The sequence below is a fragment of the Paraburkholderia nemoris genome (assembly GCF_905221015.1).
Classification (GTDB): Bacteria; Pseudomonadota; Gammaproteobacteria; order Burkholderiales; family Burkholderiaceae; genus Paraburkholderia; species Paraburkholderia nemoris.
Map to the genome: position 1 here is coordinate 19,781 of NZ_CAJNBO010000031.1, position 17,659 is coordinate 37,439.

A 17,659-nucleotide genomic window follows, 5' to 3' on the forward strand; every position below is an offset into this window, starting at 1 on the left:
CGTCAGAAATCCTTGCAAAGGCGCAGCGCGTCATAGATCGCGCCGTGAATGTTGTGCATGGAAATGCAGTCGCCGACGCGGAACAGCAGGAAGCGGCCGTTACCGAGTTCTTCGCTGAGCGACGGTTGCGGCTCGGACGCAAAGAGCTTGTGCACGTCCACCTGGCCGCGATTCACCGACTCGGGCTTGAGCGTCCAGTAGAGCTGGTCGTTCGGCGTGCTGCCGTTCTCGATCACCACCTGATCGACCGCGCGTTCTTCCTGCTCTTCCGTGTACTCGTTGCGGATCACGGCGATCTTCTTGCCGTCTTCCTCGTACACCTTGTCGAGCCAGTAGTTCGGCGTGTGAATCACGCCTTGCGCATAGAGGCGTCGATAGAAAATCGGGAACGTGGTGCCGCCGACGTCGTCGGCCACCTTCACGTCCGGCGTGACGATCTCGACGTTCGAGCCGCGGCTCGACATGAAATCCGCGACGCCCGCGCCGGCATGCGTACTGACGCCGTCATACACCAGCACGTTCTTGCCTGGTTCGACCTTGCCCGACAACACATCCCATGAACTGACCGCGAGTCCTTCTTCGACGCCCCACGCCGCGACTTGCGACGTGAACGACGAACCGCCCGTGGCCAGCACGACGATGTCCGGCTTCTCGGCCATGATGGTCTTTTCGTCAGCCGCAACGCCAAGACGCCGATCGACGCCGAGGCGTTTCGTTTCCATATCGAACCAACGCACGATGCCTGCCATCTGCTCGCGCTGCGGCGCTTTCGCGGCCAGCATGATCTGACCGCCGACGTAGTCGTTCTTCTCGAACAGCACCACGTCATGACCGCGCGACTTCGCCACACGCGCCGCTTCCAGTCCAGCGGGACCCGCACCGACCACGACCACCTTGCGCTTCGGCCCACGTGTCTTCGCGATCACGTGCGGCATGGTTTCTTCACGCGATGTCGCGGCGTTCTGCACGCACAGCACGTCCAGGCCGTTGTACTGGCGGTCGATGCAATAGTTCGCGCCGACGCATTGCTTGATTTCGTCCTCGCGACCGTCGCGGATTTTGATGACCATATGCGGATCGGCAATCTGCGCACGCGTCATACCGACCAGATCGACCATGCCGCTCGCGAGCAGACGTTCCGCCTGGCCCGCATCGCGAATGCTTTGCGCATGCATCACCGGCAGCTTCACCACCGACTTGATTCCGGCCGCGAGATGCACGAACGGTTCGGGCGGCAGCGCCATCGGCGGCATGCAGTTCGCCAGCGTGTTGTGCGTATCCGCGCCGGAACCGATCACGCCGAGATAATCGATCAGGCCGGTTTCGCTCATCGCCTGGGCGATCTCTTTCAACTGTTCGTGGTCGAGACCGTCTTCATGGAATTCATCGCCACACATGCGCAAACCGACGCAGAAATCCGCGCCTACCGCTTCGCGCACGGCCTTCAACACTTCCGTGCCGAAGCGCAGACGGTTCTCGAGCGAACCGCCCCATTCGTCGGTGCGGAAATTCGTGCGCGGGCTCCAGAACTGATCGATCAGATGCTGGTGAGCCGCCGAGATTTCGATGCCGTCCATGCCGGCATCCTTCACGCGCTTGGCAGCCGCGGCAAAGTCCGTGATGATGCGGCGAATCTCTTCCACTTCGATGATCTTCGCATTGCCGCGGTGCACCGGCTCACGCACGCCCGACGGCGACATCAGATGCGGCCAATGCTCGCCATGAAACGCCGAGCGGCGCCCCATGTGCGTGGCCTGAATCATGATCTTTGCACCGTGCTGATGCATCGCTTCAGCGAGCCGCGCGAGTGGATCGATGATCTTGTCGGTCGAGAGATTCACCGACTTCCACCAGCCTTGCGGGCTGTCGATCGACACAGGGCTCGAGCCGCCGCACACGGCGAGGCCGACGCCGCCCTTGGCCTTCTCTTCGTAGTAACGGATATAACGGTCGCCGGGCAGACCACCCGGTTCCGCATACACCTCGGCGTGCGCGGTGCTGACGATGCGGTTACGCAACGTCAGCTTGTTCAGCGTGAGAGGCTTGAAAAGGTTCGGGTAACGCATCGCGATCGACCTCGGAATGGATAGGCTTTGTGCGTTTTTACGACGCGAGCGGCGACACTTCGAACACGCAGTGATCGTGGCCTTCTGCCGCGCAGCGCGCTTCCTTCGAATGGGACGGCGGACCCTTGCGCTGTCCATCCGGCGCGGTGTCGTTGACCCAGTCCATCGCGCCCGCGAACCAGCCGGCGAACATGTAGCAAAGCTTGCCTTCCTTGCCCGGTTGCGCGAGCACGAACGACGAGTGGTGCAATTCAATGCGGGCATGCGAGCTCGACGGATCGGCTTCCGTAATCGTGAAGAGGCCCCAACCGCGTTGCGACAGGCGGTTCAGGTAATGCTCGAACACCGCCATGCCGGCAATACCGTGCTGCTTCGCTTCCTTGTCGCACCAGAAATACGCGGACTTGTAGCCGGCTTTGTAGAGAATCTCGGCATACGTGTCGATGCCGAGCGCTTCCTCAACGGCCGTGTGATTGTTCGTGAAGAAGTGACGCGGCACGTAGAGCATCGGCAGCGCGTCGGTGGTCCAGACGCCGGTGTTCGGATCGACGTCGATAGGCAGTTGGGGTTGCATGTGGGGGCTCCGTTTTTTTAGGTTCAGGTTCGGTGAATGGCAAATCAGACTTTCCAGACTTCGCCGAACACGCGTACCCAGTTTTCACCCATGATCTTCTTGATGCGCGTCTCGCTCCAGCCGGCGCGTTCCATCGCGGCCGTCAGGTTCGGAAACTCGCCGATCGTGCGAATGCCTTCCGGATTCACCACCTTGCCGAAGTTCGTCAGTTGGCGATAACGGCCCTTGTCGTGCGTGATCCAGTCGAAGAACTCGGTGCTATAGCCTTGCGTGAAGTCCGTGCCAATGCCAACCTGGTCTTCACCGATCAGATTCACCACGTATTCGATCGCTTCGATATAGTCTTCGACGGTCGCGTCCGGGCCACGCTTCAAGAACGGCGCGAACATCGTCACGCCCACGAAACCACCCGCGTCAGCGATCTCTTTCAGTTGCTCATCGCTCTTGTTGCGCGGATGCTCTTTCAGCCCCGACGGGCAGCAATGCGAGTAGCACACCGGCTTGTTCGAGGCCGCGATCGCTTCGGACGACGTCTTGCCGCCCACATGCGAAAGATCGACCATGATGCCAACGCGATTCATCTCCTGAATCACTTCACGGCCATAGCCCGACAGGCCGCCGTCACGCTCATAGCAGCCCGTGCCGACCAGATTCTGCGTGTTGTAGCAAAGCTGGACCACGTTCACGCCGAGGTCCTTGAAGGCCTCGATATAGCCGAGGTTGTCTTCGAACGCATGCGCGTTCTGGAAGCCGAAAATGATGCCGGTCTTGTTCTCTTTCTTCGCGCGCAGGATGTCGTCGGTGGTGCGCACAAGCGTCAGGATCTCGCCGTATTCGCGGATCTGCTGCTTCATTTCAGCGATGTTGTCGACGGTCTTCTGGAAGCTTTCCCAGACCGACACCGTGCAGTTCACCGCGGTTACGCCGCCCTTGCGCATGTCTTCGAACACCGAGCGCTCGAACTTCGAAATGTTCAGACCGTCGATGATGATGCTGTTGTCGTGCAGAGTGCTCATCGTTTGCTCCAGGCGTACTTAGTAGATGGGAAAGCGTTCGCACAGCGCGAAAATCTCGCGGCGCACGCGTTGTTCGGTTGCGGCATGGCCTTCCGGGTGATCACGCAGCGCATCGAGTACCTCGACGATCAGCCGCCCGACTTCGCGGAACTCACTCACGCCGAAGCCGCGCGTGGTGCCAGCCGGCGTGCCGAGGCGAACGCCGGAGGTGACCGTCGGCTTCTCGGTGTCGAAAGGAATGCCGTTCTTATTGCAGGTGATGCCTGCGCGTTCCAGTGCCTGCTCGACCTGATTGCCTTTGAGGCCCTTTGGACGCAGATCGACCAGCAGCAGATGGTTATCCGTGCCGCCCGTAACCAGATCGACGCCACCGGCTTTCAGCACTTCGCCGAGTGCCTGCGCATTCGCGAGCACGTTATCGATGTAGGTTTTGAAACCCGGTTGCAGCGCCTCGCCGAAGGCAACGGCCTTGCCGGCGATCACATGAATCAGCGGGCCGCCCTGCAAGCCCGGGAACACGGCGGAGTTGATCTTCTTGGCGATGTCTTCGTCATTCGTCAGTACAAAGCCGCCGCGCGGACCGCGCAACGTCTTGTGCGTGGTCGATGTGACGACGTGCGCGTGCTCGACCGGATTCTGATGACGCCCGGCCGCGATAATGCCGGCGATGTGTGCCATATCCACCATCAGCTTCGCGCCCACGCCATCGGCGATTGCGCGCAGCCGTGCGAAGTCCAACGCACGCGGATAAGCCGAGAAGCCGGCGATCAGCAGCGCCGGTTTGTGCTGCTGCGCGAGTTCTTCGATCTGCTCGTAATCGATCAGCATCGTGTGGCGATTCACGCCGTATTGGACCGCGTTGAACCACTTACCCGACATCGCCGGCTTGGCGCCGTGGGTCAGGTGCCCGCCCGCGTCGAGCGACATGCCGAGCACCGTGTCGCCCGGCTTCACCAGCGCGAGCATCACCGCGCCGTTGGCCTGCGCGCCGGAATGCGGCTGCACGTTGGCGAACTTCGCGTTGAAAATCTGCTTGATGCGATCGAGCGCCAGCGTTTCGATCACGTCGGCGTATTCACACCCGCCGTAATAGCGCTTGCCCGGATATCCTTCCGCGTACTTGTTGGTCAGCACCGAGCCTTGCGCTTCGAGCACCGCGCGCGACACGATGTTTTCCGACGCGATCAACTCAACTTGCGACTGCTGGCGCTCCAGCTCTTTCAAAATGGCGCCGCGCACCGCCGCGTCACGCGTGGCCAGCGATTCTTCGAAGAAAGGATTCGGGTTCGACATGGAAGGTCCGTGGGGTGGTTGGCGAAGGACCGGAAGCGGGTTGCTGATCGGGCTGTGAAGCCCTGCTGCCACCGGTCTGCATTGGGTCTATTCTTGACTCTCGCCCCGCGCGCCAATTTACGAATTCAGACGCGTTCTTTGCCTTTTCCGCCATGAGCGACCTTTTTCGACAAGTCGCGATGGCAGGTTTCGAACGATCGTTAGCGGTTCGCGCTTTTGCTGCACTGCAGCTGATCGTTGTGCGCAGTTCGGGTGCGCGTGTGGGCTCAAGTAGCTCCGTTCTGGTGCCGTTCGTTTAGCGATCCGACTGTATTGATGCGCAACCGAGGGTTTAGCCTGATGGCACGTTAGTTGCGCTAGTACTCAAAATTGCAGGAGTCGCTGCTCCCCACGGCGACGCGATATTACAGATTCGAAGGAATCATTTCCCCCATGTCCACCGATCGCACGGCGTCGTTGTCGCACTTTGCATTCATGCCGGTGCCGAACTTCACGATGATCGCGTTCACCAACGCGATCGAAGTTCTCCGCATGGCGAACTACCTGACTGGACAAACGCTTTACCGCTGGTCGATCGTGAGCCCCGAAGGCGGCCCGGTGACGGCGAGCAACGGCCTCTCGGTCGATACGGGTCCGGTCGAGTGTGTCGGTCAGCCGGATATCGTGTTCGTGGTCGGCGGCATCGACGTGCAGCGCGCCACCACCCCTGCCCATCTCGTCGCGCTGCGCCGATTCGCCCGCATGGGCAGCGTGCTCGGCAGCCTGTGCACCGGCACCTATGCGCTGGCGCGTGCCGGCTTGCTGGCCGGTTATGCGTGCGCGATTCACTGGGAGAACATGTCGGCGCTCAAGGAAGAGTTTCCCGACACGCGTTTTCTGAAAGAACTGTTCGTGATCGATCGCGATCGCGTTACGTGCACGGGTGGCGTGGCGCCGCTCGACATGATGCTCAACCTGATCACGCCGCGGGTCGGTACAGCGCGCGTCACGCAGATCGCGGAGCAGTTCATCGTCGAACATGTGCGCGATAACAGCGCACAACAGAAAATGCCGCTGGTGGCGCGGCTCGGTTCGGCCAATAAGTCTCTCTTCGAAGTGATCTCGCTGATGGAGAACAACATCGAAGAGCCGCTTTCGCGCGAAGAACTCGCGCGGCTCGCCGGTATGTCGCAACGGCAGTTACAGCGCCTGTTCCGCGAGCATCTGGGGATGACGCCCACGCATTACTATCTGACGCTGCGCTTGCGGCGCGCCCGCGAGTTGCTGCTGCAGACCGATATGTCGATCATGCACATCACGATGGCTTGCGGCTTCCAGTCGGCTTGCCACTTCTCGAAGAGCTACCGCGACGCGTTCGGCACCGCGCCGACGCGTGAACGGCGCAAGCAGGCGCCGTCGCTGGCCTCAGTGCCGGTGCTGGCGGCTTGAGTCGAATACCTCGCTGATAGAAGGTGATTGAAGGGACCGCGAATGCGGTCCCTTTTCGCGCCGTCAAGCCGCTTTCAGCAACCCGTGCGGGTCGATCACAAACTTCTTCGGCGCGCCGCCATCGAACTGCCGGTAACCGTCCGGGGCCTGGTCGAGCGAGACAACCGTCACGTTCACGATATCCGCAATCGGCAACCGGTCCCACAGGATCGCCTGCATCAGATTGTGGTTGTACTTCATCACCGGCGTCTGCCCCGTGTGGAACGAGTGCGACTTGGCCCAGCCGAGGCCGAAGCGGATGCTCAGGCTGCCTTTGCGGGCAGCGGCATCGGTGGCGCCCGGATCGTCCGTCACATACAGACCCGGAATGCCGATCGCGCCCGCGGCACGCGTGATTTCCATCAGCGAATTGAGTACCGTGGCCGGCGCTTCCTCATGAGAGCCGCTGCTGCCGTGACCGTGCGCCTCGAAACCGACGCAGTCCACCGCGCAATCCACTTCGGGCTTGCCGAGAATCTGTTCGATCTGCTCGCCGAGCGTCGCGTCCTTCGACAGGTCGATGGTCTGGAAACCCATCTTGCGAGCATGCGCGAGACGGGCCTCATTCATATCGCCGACGATCGTGCAGGCCGCGCCCAGCAAGCGTGCTGAAGCAGCCGCCGCCATCCCCACCGGCCCAGCGCCCGCAATATAAACGGTAGCGCCCGGCTTCACGCCTGCCATCACCGCTCCGTGATAGCCGGTCGGCAGAATGTCGGACAGACACGTCAGGTCGCGGATTTTCGACATCGCCTGCGCGTAATCGGGGAATTTCAGCAGATTGAAGTCAGCGTACGGCACCAGCACGTACTCGGCCTGGCCGCCGATCCAGCCACCCATGTCGACGTAGCCATAAGCGCCGCCCGCCCGCGACGGATTCACATTCAAACACACGCCGGTGTGCTGCGCCTTGCAGGTCGGACAGCGTCCGCAAGCGACGTTGAACGGTACCGACACCAGGTCACCAACCTTCAACGTTTCAACATCACGGCCCACCTCGATCACCTCGCCGGTAATCTCGTGGCCGAGTACCAGGCCGACCTCGGCGGTCGTGCGGCCACGCACCATGTGCTGATCGGAGCCGCAAATATTCGTGCTTACCACCTTCAGGATCACGCCGTGGCCGATTGACCGGCCACGCGGATCGACCATCTTCGGAAAGTCGATCGACTGCACTTCCACCTTGCCCTGCCCTAGATACACGACGCCGCGATTGCTGCTCATTTGTCTGTCTCCATGTCTCGTGAGCGGCGCGTCTGACTCTACGTGACGCGCCGTTCAACGAGCGTAGCGCCCGCTGAAACAAAGGACATGTACCGAACACGACACCGGTTTGGCAGGAACCGACACGCCGGACGCAACCCACGCCCATGCTGATGCAACCCGGTTTTTATTGATTGACCGTTCAATATAAAAAAACTAGTATTCCCCATCGAACACTTGGGCGGCTGGCCTGCGCCCGCCGCCTCCAGCCCTATGCCCAAACTTGGAATGCGCGAAATCCGCCGCGCCCAGCTGATCGACGCAACGCTGCTGACCATCGACCAGACTGGTCTCGCCGGTGCGACGCTCGCTTCGGTCGCGCAGCGCGCGAGCATTTCCACCGGCATCGTCAGCCACTATTTTGGCGACAAGGACGGTTTGCTCGAAGCCACCATGCGCCACGTGCTGCGCGATCTGTGGCAAGCCACGTCAAGACGGCGACGCGCGGCGAAGGCCGATCCTCGTTCGAAGCTTCGCGCAGTCGTCGCGGCAAATTTCGACGCCGAGCAGACCAGCGGCCCCGTCATGAAAACGTGGCTCGCGTTCTGGTCCGAGAGCATGCACAAGCCGCAATTGCGGCGGCTGCAATACGTAAACACGCGGCGCCTGAACTCGAACCTGTGCGCGGATTTTTCCAAAGCGTTGCCGCGTCCGGCGGCGCGCCGTGCGGCGAGCGGCCTCGCGGCGTTGATCGACGGGCTATGGCTGCGTGGCGCTTTGTCCGGTGAGCCGTTTGATACCAAGGCTGCACTGCGCGTGGCAAACGAATACATCGATCTGGTGCTGGAAGCACGTAACTAGACCAGCGAACATTTCCGAAAAAAGGAGCAAGTCATGGCGGTATTCGAAACGCAACGTCTCTATATAGGCGGCACCTATGTCGACGCGACCAGTGGCGAGACCTTCGACACGCTCGACCCCGCCACGGGCGAAACGCTCGCCGCCGTGCAACAGGCCTCAGCGGCGGACGTGGATCGCGCGGTGCAATCCGCACGCGACGGTCAACGCGAGTGGGCAGCGCTCACGGCGATGCAGCGCTCGCGCATCCTGCGCCGCGCAGTCGAGATCCTGCGTGAACGCAATGACGAACTCGCCGCGCTCGAAACGCGCGACACCGGCAAGGCGATTGCGGAGACTCGGGCGGTCGATATCGTCACCGGCGCGGACGTGATCGAGTACTACGCAGGGCTTGCTACCGCGATTGAAGGTCAGCAGATTCCGTTGCGGCCCTCTTCGTTTGTTTATACGCGGCGTGAACCGCTAGGTGTGTGCGCAGGTATCGGCGCATGGAATTACCCGATCCAGATCGCATGCTGGAAATCGGCGCCCGCGCTGGCAGCCGGCAACGCGATGATCTTCAAGCCAAGCGAAATCACGCCGCTGTCTGCACTGAAACTCGCCGAGATTTATACCAAAGCCGGTGTACCGGCAGGTGTGTTCAACGTCGTGCAAGGCGACGGACGCGTCGGGGCGATGCTCGCCGCGCATCCGGACATCGAAAAGATTTCATTCACTGGCGGCGTTGAAACTGGCAAGAAGGTGATGTCGCTGGCGGGCGCTTCGTCGCTGAAGGAAGTGACGATGGAACTGGGCGGCAAGTCCCCCCTGCTCGTATTCGACGACGCCAACCTCGAACGCGCCGCCGACATCGCGATGAGCGCCAACTTCTTCAGCTCCGGCCAGGTCTGCACGAACGGCACACGTGTATTCGTGCAGCGTAACGTGCTGGAACGGTTCGAAGCGCTGGTGCTGGAACGCGTAAAACGGATTCGCGTCGGCGCGCCCACGGACGCCGACACCAACTTCGGTCCGCTGGTCAGCGCCGCGCAATTGCAGAAAGTGCTTGGCTACATCGAAAGCGGCGTGCAGGACGGCGCGCGGCTCCTCGCAGGCGGCAAACGGCTGACGGAAGGCCACTTCGGCAACGGCCAGTACGTCGAGCCGACGGTTTTCACCGGCTGCCATGACAACATGCGCATCGTGCGCGAAGAAATCTTCGGCCCGGTGATGAGCATCCTCGTTTTCGACGACGAAGACGAAGCGATCTCGCGCGCCAATAACACCGCTTTCGGTCTTGCTGCGGGTGTTGTCACCGAGAACCTGGCGCGTGCGCATCGCGTGATTCATCGGCTCGAAGCGGGTATCTGCTGGATCAACACCTGGGGCGAGTCGCCCGCGGAAATGCCGGTGGGCGGCTACAAGCAATCGGGCGTCGGCCGTGAGAACGGCATCACCACGCTCGAACACTACACGCGCATCAAGTCCGTGCAGGTCGAACTCGGCCCGTATCAACCGGTGTTCTAAGGAGAGTTGGCGATGGCTTCGAACGAATACGACTACATCATCGTCGGCGCGGGTTCAGCGGGCAACGTGCTCGCCTCGCGCCTGACCGAAGACGCGGACGTGACCGTGCTGCTCCTCGAAGCAGGCGGCCCCGACTACCGTTTCGATTTCCGCACGCAGATGCCCGCGGCCCTCGCCTATCCGTTGCAAGGTCGGCGCTACAACTGGGCGTACGAGACCGACCCCGAGCCGCATATGAACAACCGACGCATGGAGTGCGGGCGCGGCAAAGGGCTCGGCGGTTCGTCGCTGATCAACGGCATGTGCTATATCCGCGGCAATGCGCTCGACTACGACGGTTGGGCAACACGCTCTGGACTGGAAAACTGGACCTATCTGGATTGCCTGCCGTACTTCCGCAAAGCCGAAACACGTGATGTCGGCGCGAACGCCTATCACGGCGGCGACGGCCCGGTCCACGTGACGACGAGCAAGCCCGGCAACAATCCCCTGTTCGCGGCAATGGTCGAGGCCGGCGTGCAAGCGGGTTTTCCGCGTACTGACGACCTCAACGGCTATCAGCAGGAAGGCTTCGGCCCAATGGATCGCACGGTCACGGCGAACGGCCGACGCGCCAGCACCGCGCGCGGCTATCTGGATCGTGCGAAGAAGCGTCCGAATCTGACCATCGTGACGCACGCCATGACCGATCGCGTGCTGTTCCTCGGCAAGCGTGCGATAGGCGTCACGTATCTGCATCACGGTAGTGCCGAAACTGCGCATGCTCGCCGCGAAGTGCTGGTGTGCAGTGGCGCGATTGCCTCGCCGCAATTGTTGCAACGCTCAGGCGTGGGCCGTTCGACGTGGCTGCGCGAACTCGACGTGCCGCTCGTGCACGATCTGCCGGGTGTCGGCGAAAATCTGCAGGACCATCTGGAGATGTACATCCAGTACGAATGCAAGGAGCCAGTTTCGCTGTATCCCGCGTTGCAATGGTGGAATCAACCTGCCATTGGACTTGAATGGATGTTTAACGGCACGGGTATTGGTGCGAGCAATCAGTTCGAAGCGGGCGGCTTCATCCGTACCCGCGATGAGGACCTGTGGCCGAACATCCAGTATCACTTCCTGCCCGTCGCGATCAACTACAACGGTTCCAACGCGATCAAGATGCACGGTTTCCAGGCGCATGTCGGCTCGATGCGCTCGCCAAGCCGTGGACGCGTGAAGCTCACGTCACGCGACCCTGCCGCGCATCCGAGCATCCTGTTCAATTACATGGCCGATCCGCTCGACTGGCGCGAATTCCGTGACGGGATCCGTATTACGCGCGAGATCATGCGGCAGCCGGCTTTGGATCGTTATCGCGGGCGTGAGTTGAATCCGGGCGCGGAGTTGACCACCGATGAGCAACTCGATGCTTTCGTTCGCATGCGTGCGGAGACCGCGTTTCATCCGTCGTGCTCGTGCAAGATGGGTTATGACGATATGGCTGTGGTGGACGGCGAGGGACGCGTGCATGGGCTTGATGCGCTACGCGTCGTCGATGCGTCGATCATGCCGCAGATCACAACCGGCAATCTGAACGCGCCGACGATCATGCTCGCGGAGAAGATCGCTGATCGGATTCGAGGGCGGGAGGCGCTGGCGCGGGTGGGGACGCCGTACTTCGTGGCGAATGGAGCGGTTTCGCGGAAGCGTGAAGTAGCGGCAGTCTAATCCGCGTCGACACCGACCATCGCCCCCACCAGAAGTAAAAAAGCCGCGAACATTTCGCGGCTTTTTTCGTGTTGGCTCAGAGGGTAAGCGGTTATTCTCAGACGAGACAGGACACTCGGTAAGCGTCACTCTCGCGCAGGACTCAACACCCCCTGCGCGTCCGGCTCAACCGCCTCCGACACCAAGGTCTCCAACGCCAGTCCACGCGTCTCGATCCCCATGATCCATACTGCCGCGGCCGCGATCACAAAACACATCGCGCCAAGCGAAAACACGCCGCCTTGCCCGAACATCGGCAGCACCACGCCGACCACGTAAGGACCAATCAAGGAACCCACACGGCCAATCGCCGATGCAAATCCTGACCCCGTAGCCCGTGCTCCCGTGCCGTAAAGCTCAGGCGTATAGGTGTAAAGCACCGCCCACATTGCAAACATAAAAAACTGCATCGCAAGTCCGGCGCAGATCAGCAGCGTCGGCGTTTGCGCGTGTAGCGCGGTTTGCCCGTAGACATAGGCCATCACCGCGCTGCCGGTCAGCGACGCGATACAGGTTGGCTTACGTCCCCAGCGTTCGACCAGCCACGCAGCGCAGATAAAACCCGGAATCCCGCCGAGCGAAATCAGTACCGTATACAGCACCGACTTCGTCACAGCGAAACCCGCTTGCTGCATCAAAGCGCCGAGCCACGACGTCAGCCCGTAAAAGCCGAGCAATGCAAAGAACCACAACGTCCACACCATGATCGTGCGGCGCCGGTAGGCTACGCTCCAGATCTCGCGGAATGCACTCGTGCCCTTCGCTGCCGGCGGTTCCTGCAACATCACCGGTGCGCGCAACTGGCTCAGTCCAGCCGCTTTCATCACCTTCACTTCGACCTCGGCGAGGATCTTGTCCGCCTCGGCGAGGCGTCCGCGATGCTCCAGCCAACGCGGCGATTCCGGCACAACGCGACGCACGATCAGCACGAACACGGCGGGAATCGCCAGAAGCGCAAACTCCATGCGCCACCCAAACGCCGGCAACACAAAATACGACACCACGCCTGCCGTGATAAACCCGAGCGGCCAGAAACCATCCATCAACGCGATCAGCCGTCCGCGTGACTTGGCAGGCACAAACTCGGACAAAAGCGTCTGAGCAATGGGAAACTCCATGCCCATGCCAATACCAAGCAGCACGCGATAGAAAATCAGCGCTTCGACGCTCTGCGCGGTAGAGCACAGATACGACGCGAGCCCCCACAGCACCATGCTCCACTGAAACACGGGGCGGCGTCCGAAGCGATCGGCCAGTAAGCCTGCGACGGCCGCGCCGATCACCATACCGAAGAAGCTCGCGCTCGCGACCAACCCCGCCGTCGCGCTCGACAGATGGAATTCGCTCCTGATCGAACCGAGCACGAAGGTCATCGTGCCGAGATCGACCGAGTCGAAAAAGAACGCGATCGCGATGATGATGAAAATGGTCCGGTGATATCCGGAGAACGGCAGTCGTTCGAGTCTGGCGGCTGCGCTCGCGCGAGGCTGAAAAACGGTAGACATGTCATGCCCTCGTTGATGCGGCGGCTGCCGCGTGGACGTTCCGATCAGTGCGTATTCAGTAGACGCCGACATAAATCGGCCACATAGAAGAAATACGTCATTGGGATGGAACGAGGGCGTCGTTAGGGCCGCAACCGCGCACGCGCAGCGCCGGCAATCCGCGCAAGCGCATCCGCACTCAAGCGAGCGGCGATCTTCTCAACGTATTCGTGATGCCGCGATTGCAGCGGTGCGCCCAACTGCTGTGCAAGGAGATAGCGGATCAATGCGATGCGCCGGTGCCGCAATACGATGCTCTGATCGAGCAGCTCGAGCGCGGCATGGGCATCGCCCTGTTGGCACGCGCGTTCGGTGAGACGCGCGGTGGCTAGACGTGTCGACGTCATGTCAGTCGGCGGTCGGGAGAGCCGCGAGCGGTGCTTGATAAGCCAAACACCGCTCGCCGCGCTTCACGACATCAGCGGCTCGGCCGCATCGAGCATGATTTTGACAAAGTAGTCCGCAAAGCTGCGGCGCACGACGATATCGAAGCTGTCCGCGCCGGTGGGCAACAACGTCATCGACGCTTTGAAGTAATGACTCTGCGCGCACTGCCCTTCGCCGAACAGTTTCGGATGCAGATCGAGCGGACAACCGCGCGCCAGCACCTCACGCGTACGCGTGCCGCTAATTTCGAGCATCGTATAGCCGCTTCCGATATCCACCGCCGACGCGAACACGCCCACAAATGCTGCACCAAGCTTTGCCTGCAACGGTGCGGTACGCGTCGCGTCGTGCGCCATGGCCGAGCGCACCAGCCACTCGTCGGGGCCGAGCCACAGCATGTCGTAGCCATTGCCGTGCGCAATAGTGTTCGCCTTCTCAGGCGGCCGGCAGCCGATCACGCTTTCCACCGCGCTCACGAACGCCGCGTCGCGCGTGTCGCCACGCACGTTCACCAGTTCCAGGAACGGCCGCTCGCTCAAACGGAACGCCGCCGACACCGTCGCCTGATGCTTCTTCAGCAGCGCATCCGCGCCCACCAGCGGCGACTCCTGCCACACGCCCGTTTGCTGGCCGACAGCGCGATCCACCGCCGACACCGTCCCTCTTGTTTCATTCCACATGTTGACGTGCTCCTTCGCTGTCGTAGAACACCGAGCTGGTGACCTTGGCCGCAATCTGTCTGCCGCTCGCGAGCGGAATTGTGACTGTTTCGCCGATCTTGTCGAGACCGCCCTTCACTACCGCCATGGCAATCGAACGCTTCAGGATCGGACTGTAATAGCTCGACGTGACGTGGCCGAGCATCGGTGCGGTATCGCCCTGGAACGGACCCGCGACGATCTGTGAGCCTTCAGGGATCACGAACGACGGATCGTCCGCGAGCAGCCCGACCAGTTGCTTACGCCCCGCCTTCGCCGTATCCGAGCGCGTCAATGAACGCTTGCCGAGAAAGTCTTTCGACTTCGCGACCAGCCCGCCCATGCCGAGGTCGTACGGCGTCATGGACCCATCCGTGTCCTGCCCGACGATGATGTAGCCCTTCTCAGCACGCAGCACGTGCATGGTTTCCGTGCCATACGGCGTGATGTCGAATTCCGCACCCGCGGCCATCAGCGCCTCCCACACCGCGCGGCCGACGTTCGCGGGGACGTTCACTTCATAAGCCAGTTCGCCCGAGAAGCTGATCCGCATCACGCGCGATGCCGCACCCGCCACGGTGCCTTCGCGATAGCTCATGAACGGGAACGCCGCGTTCGCAAAATCGATGTCGTGGCAAACCTTCTGCAGGACCTTGCGGCTGTTCGGACCCACCACGGCAAACGTCGCCCAATGATCCGTTACGGAAGCGAGCCGCACGCGCATGTCCGGCCACTCGGTTTGCAGCCAGCGTTCGAGCCACGTCAGCACGCGTGCCGCGCCGCCCGTGGTGGTCGTCATCATGTAGTGCTGGTCGGCGAGACGCACCGTCACGCCGTCGTCGAAGATCATGCCGTTTTCGTCGAGCATCAGGCCGTAGCGGCACTTGCCGACTTCCAGCTTACTCCACGGATTCGTATAGACCCAGTTCAGCAGCTTCGCCGCATCGGGGCCTTGAATGTCGATCTTGCCGAGCGTCGAAGCATCGAGAATGCCGACGCTCGTGCGCACCGCGAGCGACTCGCGCGCCACTGCGGCATGCATGTCCTCGCCGGCCTTTGCGAAGTACCAAGGGCGCTTCCAGTTGCCCACGTCCTCGAACGCCGCACCGTTTTCCACGTGCCATTCGTGCACGGCGGTCTTGCGCACCGGATCAAGAAACTCACCCAGCTCGCGGCCCGCAAACGTGCCGAACGTAACCGGCGTGTAGTTCGGACGGAACGTTGTCGTGCCTGTTTCGGGAATCGTTTTGCCGAGCGCCTGCGCGAGAATCGCCATGCCGTTGATGTTGCCAAGCTTGCCCTGATCGGTGCCGAAGCCCATCGCCGTATACCGCTTCACGTGCTCGACCGATTCGAAACCTTCGCGCGCCGCGAGAAAAATATCGGCTGCCGACACGTCGTTCTGGAAGTCGACGAACTGCTTCGGCCCGCGCGTCGCCAGTTCGCGGCCGCCGACCAGCCACAGCGGCTGCATCTTCGTTTCGCTAACCTCGGCGACGTGCACGGGATTCGGCCGCGCAACGATGTGACCCGCCGCACGCGCAGCCTCGACACCGGCATCGACCGCGAAGCGAATCCCTTGTCCCAGCGTGAAATCGCCGGCACACGCACCAACGCTCGTCTCCGCCTGCATCGCCTTGCCCGGCACGAAGCACGCCTTGTCGTCATGCCAGTGCGCCTTGCCGCCCGATTGCGCGAATAGGTGCAGCACCGGGCTCCAGCCACCGGACATCGCGAGCAGATCGCAGGGCAGTTCGCCCTGCTTCGCACCGACCTGTCCGTTCGAATACGACGCGACTTCGACCGAGGCAACCCGCAGCTTGCCGTGCGCCGCTGTCACAGCCACACCGTTCATCACCTTGACGCCATAGCGCCGAGCGAGCGCGGGCAGCGTGCCCTTCGATTCGCCCGCGCGCGGATCGATTACCGTCACCAGGGCACCGGCCGTTTTCAGATCGAGCGCACATTGATAACCGTCGTCGTTATTCGTGAACACGACGGCATTGCGGCCCGGCAGCACCGCGTAGCGATGCAGATAGGTGGACACAGCCGAGGCCAGCATCACGCCCGGCAGATCGTTGTTGCCGAATACGATCGGCCGCTCATGCGCGCCTGTTGCGAGAATCACGCGTTTCGCGCGGATCTTCCACATCAGTTCGCGCGTACCCTTTCTCTGCGACACCGGCAGATGCTCGGTGAGCCGCTGCGTGACAGTGATGAGGTTATGGTCCTGGTAACCGAATGCGGTGCTGCGGCACAGGATCGTCACGTCCGGCATCTGCCGCAACTCGTCTTCGATCTTGTGGACCCATTGCAGCGCCGGTTTGCCGTCGATCTCCGCGCGGCACGACAGCAGCGAGCCGCCGAGTTCCAGCTGATCGTCGATCAGCGTGACGCGTGCGCCAGACAATGCTGCTGCATGCGCGGCCGCCAGCCCCGTCGGGCCACCGCCGACCACCAGCACGTCGCAATGCGCAAAGCACTTGTCGTAACGGTCCGCATCGGTTTGCTCGGGCGCCTTGCCGAGACCAGCTGCATCGCGAATCACTTCCTCATATTTCGGCCAGAACTTGCGCGGCCACATGAAGGTCTTGTAATAGAAGCCCGCCGGAATGAAGCGTGCGAACTTCTGATTGATCGCCATGCGGTCTTTTTCGATGCTCGGCTGCGCGTTCACGCTGGTCGCGACGAGTCCCTGATACAACTCCACTTCGGTCGCACGTGCGTTCGGCACCGTGTACGCGCCGGTTTCGAGCTGCACGACCGCATTCGGCTCTTCCACCCCCGCCGTCACGATGCCGCGCGGCCGGTGGTACTTCCAGCTGCGCGCCACGAAGTGCTCACCGTTCGCGAGCAGCGCGGACGCGAGCGTGTCGCCCTGATAGCCCTGAAACTTGCGCCCGTTGAACGTGAAGTTCAGTACGATCGCGCGGTTGATGCGCCCACCGCTGGGGAGTCGGTCTTTCTGGCTCATGGTGCCTTGCCCTCGTGTGCCTTGTCTTGTGCGTTAGCCTCGTTGCTGTCCATCGCAAGCAGCGGACGTTCGAACGTCTCGTAGCCCTGAATCTCGTAGCTCACGGTGTCGCGCTGAGCCTTGAACCAGCGGCGGCATCCTTGCGCGTGCATCCATTGCTCGCGATGCACGCCGCGCGAATTCTTGCGCATGAACAGGTAGTCGCCCCATTCCTTGTCGGTGAGTTTGTCGGTGTCGAGCGGACGCGCAATATCCGCTTCGCCGCCGCAGGAAAATTCGGTTTCGGCGCGTGGCCCGCACCAAGGGCATTCGATCAGCAGCATCTGGTTTTCCTAA

The 17,659-nt window shown here is 61.8% G+C and carries 14 protein-coding genes; 4 read left to right on the plus strand and 10 right to left on the minus strand.

All coding sequences use genetic code 11. The features are described from left to right. Positions 1-2: 2 nt before the first annotated feature. The 4 genes from KHO33_RS34225 to KHO33_RS34240 are packed head-to-tail and all read right to left on the minus strand — an operon-like array spanning position 3 to position 4,949. Complete coding sequence (locus KHO33_RS34225; RefSeq protein ID WP_093644435.1) at positions 3-2,066, minus strand: NADH:flavin oxidoreductase; 2,064 nt, start codon at positions 2,064-2,066, stop codon at positions 3-5. 37 nt (positions 2,067-2,103) lie between these two features. Further along, positions 2,104-2,640 (minus strand): DUF5943 domain-containing protein, encoded by a 537-nt coding sequence (locus tag KHO33_RS34230; protein ID WP_093644438.1) that lies wholly within the window; start codon positions 2,638-2,640, stop codon positions 2,104-2,106. Between the two features lie 44 nt (positions 2,641-2,684). Beyond that, positions 2,685-3,656: a dipeptidase gene (locus KHO33_RS34235; protein ID WP_007177107.1), complete on the minus strand. Its 972-nt coding sequence runs from the start codon at positions 3,654-3,656 to the stop codon at positions 2,685-2,687. A gap of 18 nt (positions 3,657-3,674) precedes the next feature. Next, positions 3,675-4,949 carry a serine hydroxymethyltransferase gene (locus KHO33_RS34240; RefSeq protein WP_200567159.1) on the minus strand — a complete coding sequence of 425 codons (1,275 nt, stop codon included), beginning with the start codon at positions 4,947-4,949 and terminating at the stop codon, positions 3,675-3,677. Positions 4,950-5,381: 432 nt separating this feature from the next. Between KHO33_RS34240 and KHO33_RS34245 the strand changes: the two genes are divergently transcribed. After that, positions 5,382-6,377 carry a GlxA family transcriptional regulator gene (locus KHO33_RS34245; protein WP_054038708.1) on the plus strand — a complete coding sequence of 332 codons (996 nt, stop codon included), beginning with the start codon at positions 5,382-5,384 and terminating at the stop codon, positions 6,375-6,377. A gap of 63 nt (positions 6,378-6,440) precedes the next feature. On the opposite strand, the gene fdhA is transcribed toward KHO33_RS34245, so the two are convergent. Beyond that, positions 6,441-7,640 (minus strand): formaldehyde dehydrogenase, glutathione-independent, encoded by a 1,200-nt coding sequence (fdhA, locus tag KHO33_RS34250; RefSeq protein ID WP_093644447.1) that lies wholly within the window; start codon positions 7,638-7,640, stop codon positions 6,441-6,443. Between the two features lie 252 nt (positions 7,641-7,892). Between fdhA and betI the strand changes: the two genes are divergently transcribed. From betI to betA, 3 genes are read left to right on the plus strand one after another with little or no spacing between them, the layout of a single operon-like run. Further along, positions 7,893-8,480 carry a transcriptional regulator BetI gene (gene betI / locus KHO33_RS34255; RefSeq protein WP_054038750.1) on the plus strand — a complete coding sequence of 196 codons (588 nt, stop codon included), beginning with the start codon at positions 7,893-7,895 and terminating at the stop codon, positions 8,478-8,480. A gap of 33 nt (positions 8,481-8,513) precedes the next feature. Next, a complete protein-coding gene (betB, locus tag KHO33_RS34260; protein WP_200567158.1) occupies positions 8,514-9,983 on the plus strand; it encodes a betaine-aldehyde dehydrogenase in 1,470 nt (489 codons plus the stop codon). 12 nt (positions 9,984-9,995) lie between these two features. Then, on the plus strand, positions 9,996-11,681 hold the full coding sequence (betA, locus tag KHO33_RS34265) for a choline dehydrogenase (RefSeq protein ID WP_200567157.1): 1,686 nt from the start codon (positions 9,996-9,998) through the stop codon (positions 11,679-11,681). 125 nt (positions 11,682-11,806) lie between these two features. On the opposite strand, the gene KHO33_RS34270 is transcribed toward betA, so the two are convergent. The 5 genes from KHO33_RS34270 to KHO33_RS34290 form a co-directional block, all read right to left on the minus strand. Beyond that, positions 11,807-13,225, minus strand: coding sequence for an MFS transporter (locus KHO33_RS34270; RefSeq protein ID WP_200567156.1), 1,419 nt, complete (start codon positions 13,223-13,225; stop codon positions 11,807-11,809). A gap of 122 nt (positions 13,226-13,347) precedes the next feature. Beyond that, entirely contained in the window at positions 13,348-13,611 is a 264-nt protein-coding gene (locus KHO33_RS34275) for an SET domain-containing protein (protein WP_054038704.1), read from the minus strand. Between the two features lie 63 nt (positions 13,612-13,674). Further along, the gene (locus KHO33_RS34280; RefSeq protein WP_054038702.1) at positions 13,675-14,331 is read right to left on the minus strand and encodes a sarcosine oxidase subunit gamma; all 657 of its coding nucleotides are present in this window, start codon (positions 14,329-14,331) and stop codon (positions 13,675-13,677) included. After that, complete coding sequence (locus tag KHO33_RS34285) at positions 14,321-17,323, minus strand: sarcosine oxidase subunit alpha family protein (protein WP_200567155.1); 3,003 nt, start codon at positions 17,321-17,323, stop codon at positions 14,321-14,323. Before KHO33_RS34285 ends, KHO33_RS34280 begins: the two co-directional genes overlap by 11 nt. Next, positions 17,320-17,646, minus strand: coding sequence for a sarcosine oxidase subunit delta (locus KHO33_RS34290; protein ID WP_054038700.1), 327 nt, complete (start codon positions 17,644-17,646; stop codon positions 17,320-17,322). The genes KHO33_RS34285 and KHO33_RS34290 overlap by 4 nt, the downstream gene beginning before the upstream one ends. Between the last annotated feature and the right edge of the window lie 13 nt (positions 17,647-17,659).

Coding starts and splice junctions, on each gene's coding strand:
- KHO33_RS34225 (WP_093644435.1), bottom strand. CDS start 2,066: ATGCGTTACCCGAACCTTTTCAAGCCTCTCACGCTGAACAAGCTGACG.
- KHO33_RS34230 (WP_093644438.1), bottom strand. CDS start 2,640: ATGCAACCCCAACTGCCTATCGACGTCGATCCGAACACCGGCGTCTGG.
- KHO33_RS34235 (WP_007177107.1), bottom strand. CDS start 3,656: ATGAGCACTCTGCACGACAACAGCATCATCATCGACGGTCTGAACATT.
- KHO33_RS34240 (WP_200567159.1), bottom strand. CDS start 4,949: ATGTCGAACCCGAATCCTTTCTTCGAAGAATCGCTGGCCACGCGTGAC.
- KHO33_RS34245 (WP_054038708.1), top strand. CDS start 5,382: ATGTCCACCGATCGCACGGCGTCGTTGTCGCACTTTGCATTCATGCCG.
- fdhA (WP_093644447.1), bottom strand. CDS start 7,640: ATGAGCAGCAATCGCGGCGTCGTGTATCTAGGGCAGGGCAAGGTGGAA.
- betI (WP_054038750.1), top strand. CDS start 7,893: ATGCCCAAACTTGGAATGCGCGAAATCCGCCGCGCCCAGCTGATCGAC.
- betB (WP_200567158.1), top strand. CDS start 8,514: ATGGCGGTATTCGAAACGCAACGTCTCTATATAGGCGGCACCTATGTC.
- betA (WP_200567157.1), top strand. CDS start 9,996: ATGGCTTCGAACGAATACGACTACATCATCGTCGGCGCGGGTTCAGCG.
- KHO33_RS34270 (WP_200567156.1), bottom strand. CDS start 13,225: ATGTCTACCGTTTTTCAGCCTCGCGCGAGCGCAGCCGCCAGACTCGAA.
- KHO33_RS34275 (WP_054038704.1), bottom strand. CDS start 13,611: ATGACGTCGACACGTCTAGCCACCGCGCGTCTCACCGAACGCGCGTGC.
- KHO33_RS34280 (WP_054038702.1), bottom strand. CDS start 14,331: ATGTGGAATGAAACAAGAGGGACGGTGTCGGCGGTGGATCGCGCTGTC.
- KHO33_RS34285 (WP_200567155.1), bottom strand. CDS start 17,323: ATGAGCCAGAAAGACCGACTCCCCAGCGGTGGGCGCATCAACCGCGCG.
- KHO33_RS34290 (WP_054038700.1), bottom strand. CDS start 17,646: ATGCTGCTGATCGAATGCCCTTGGTGCGGGCCACGCGCCGAAACCGAA.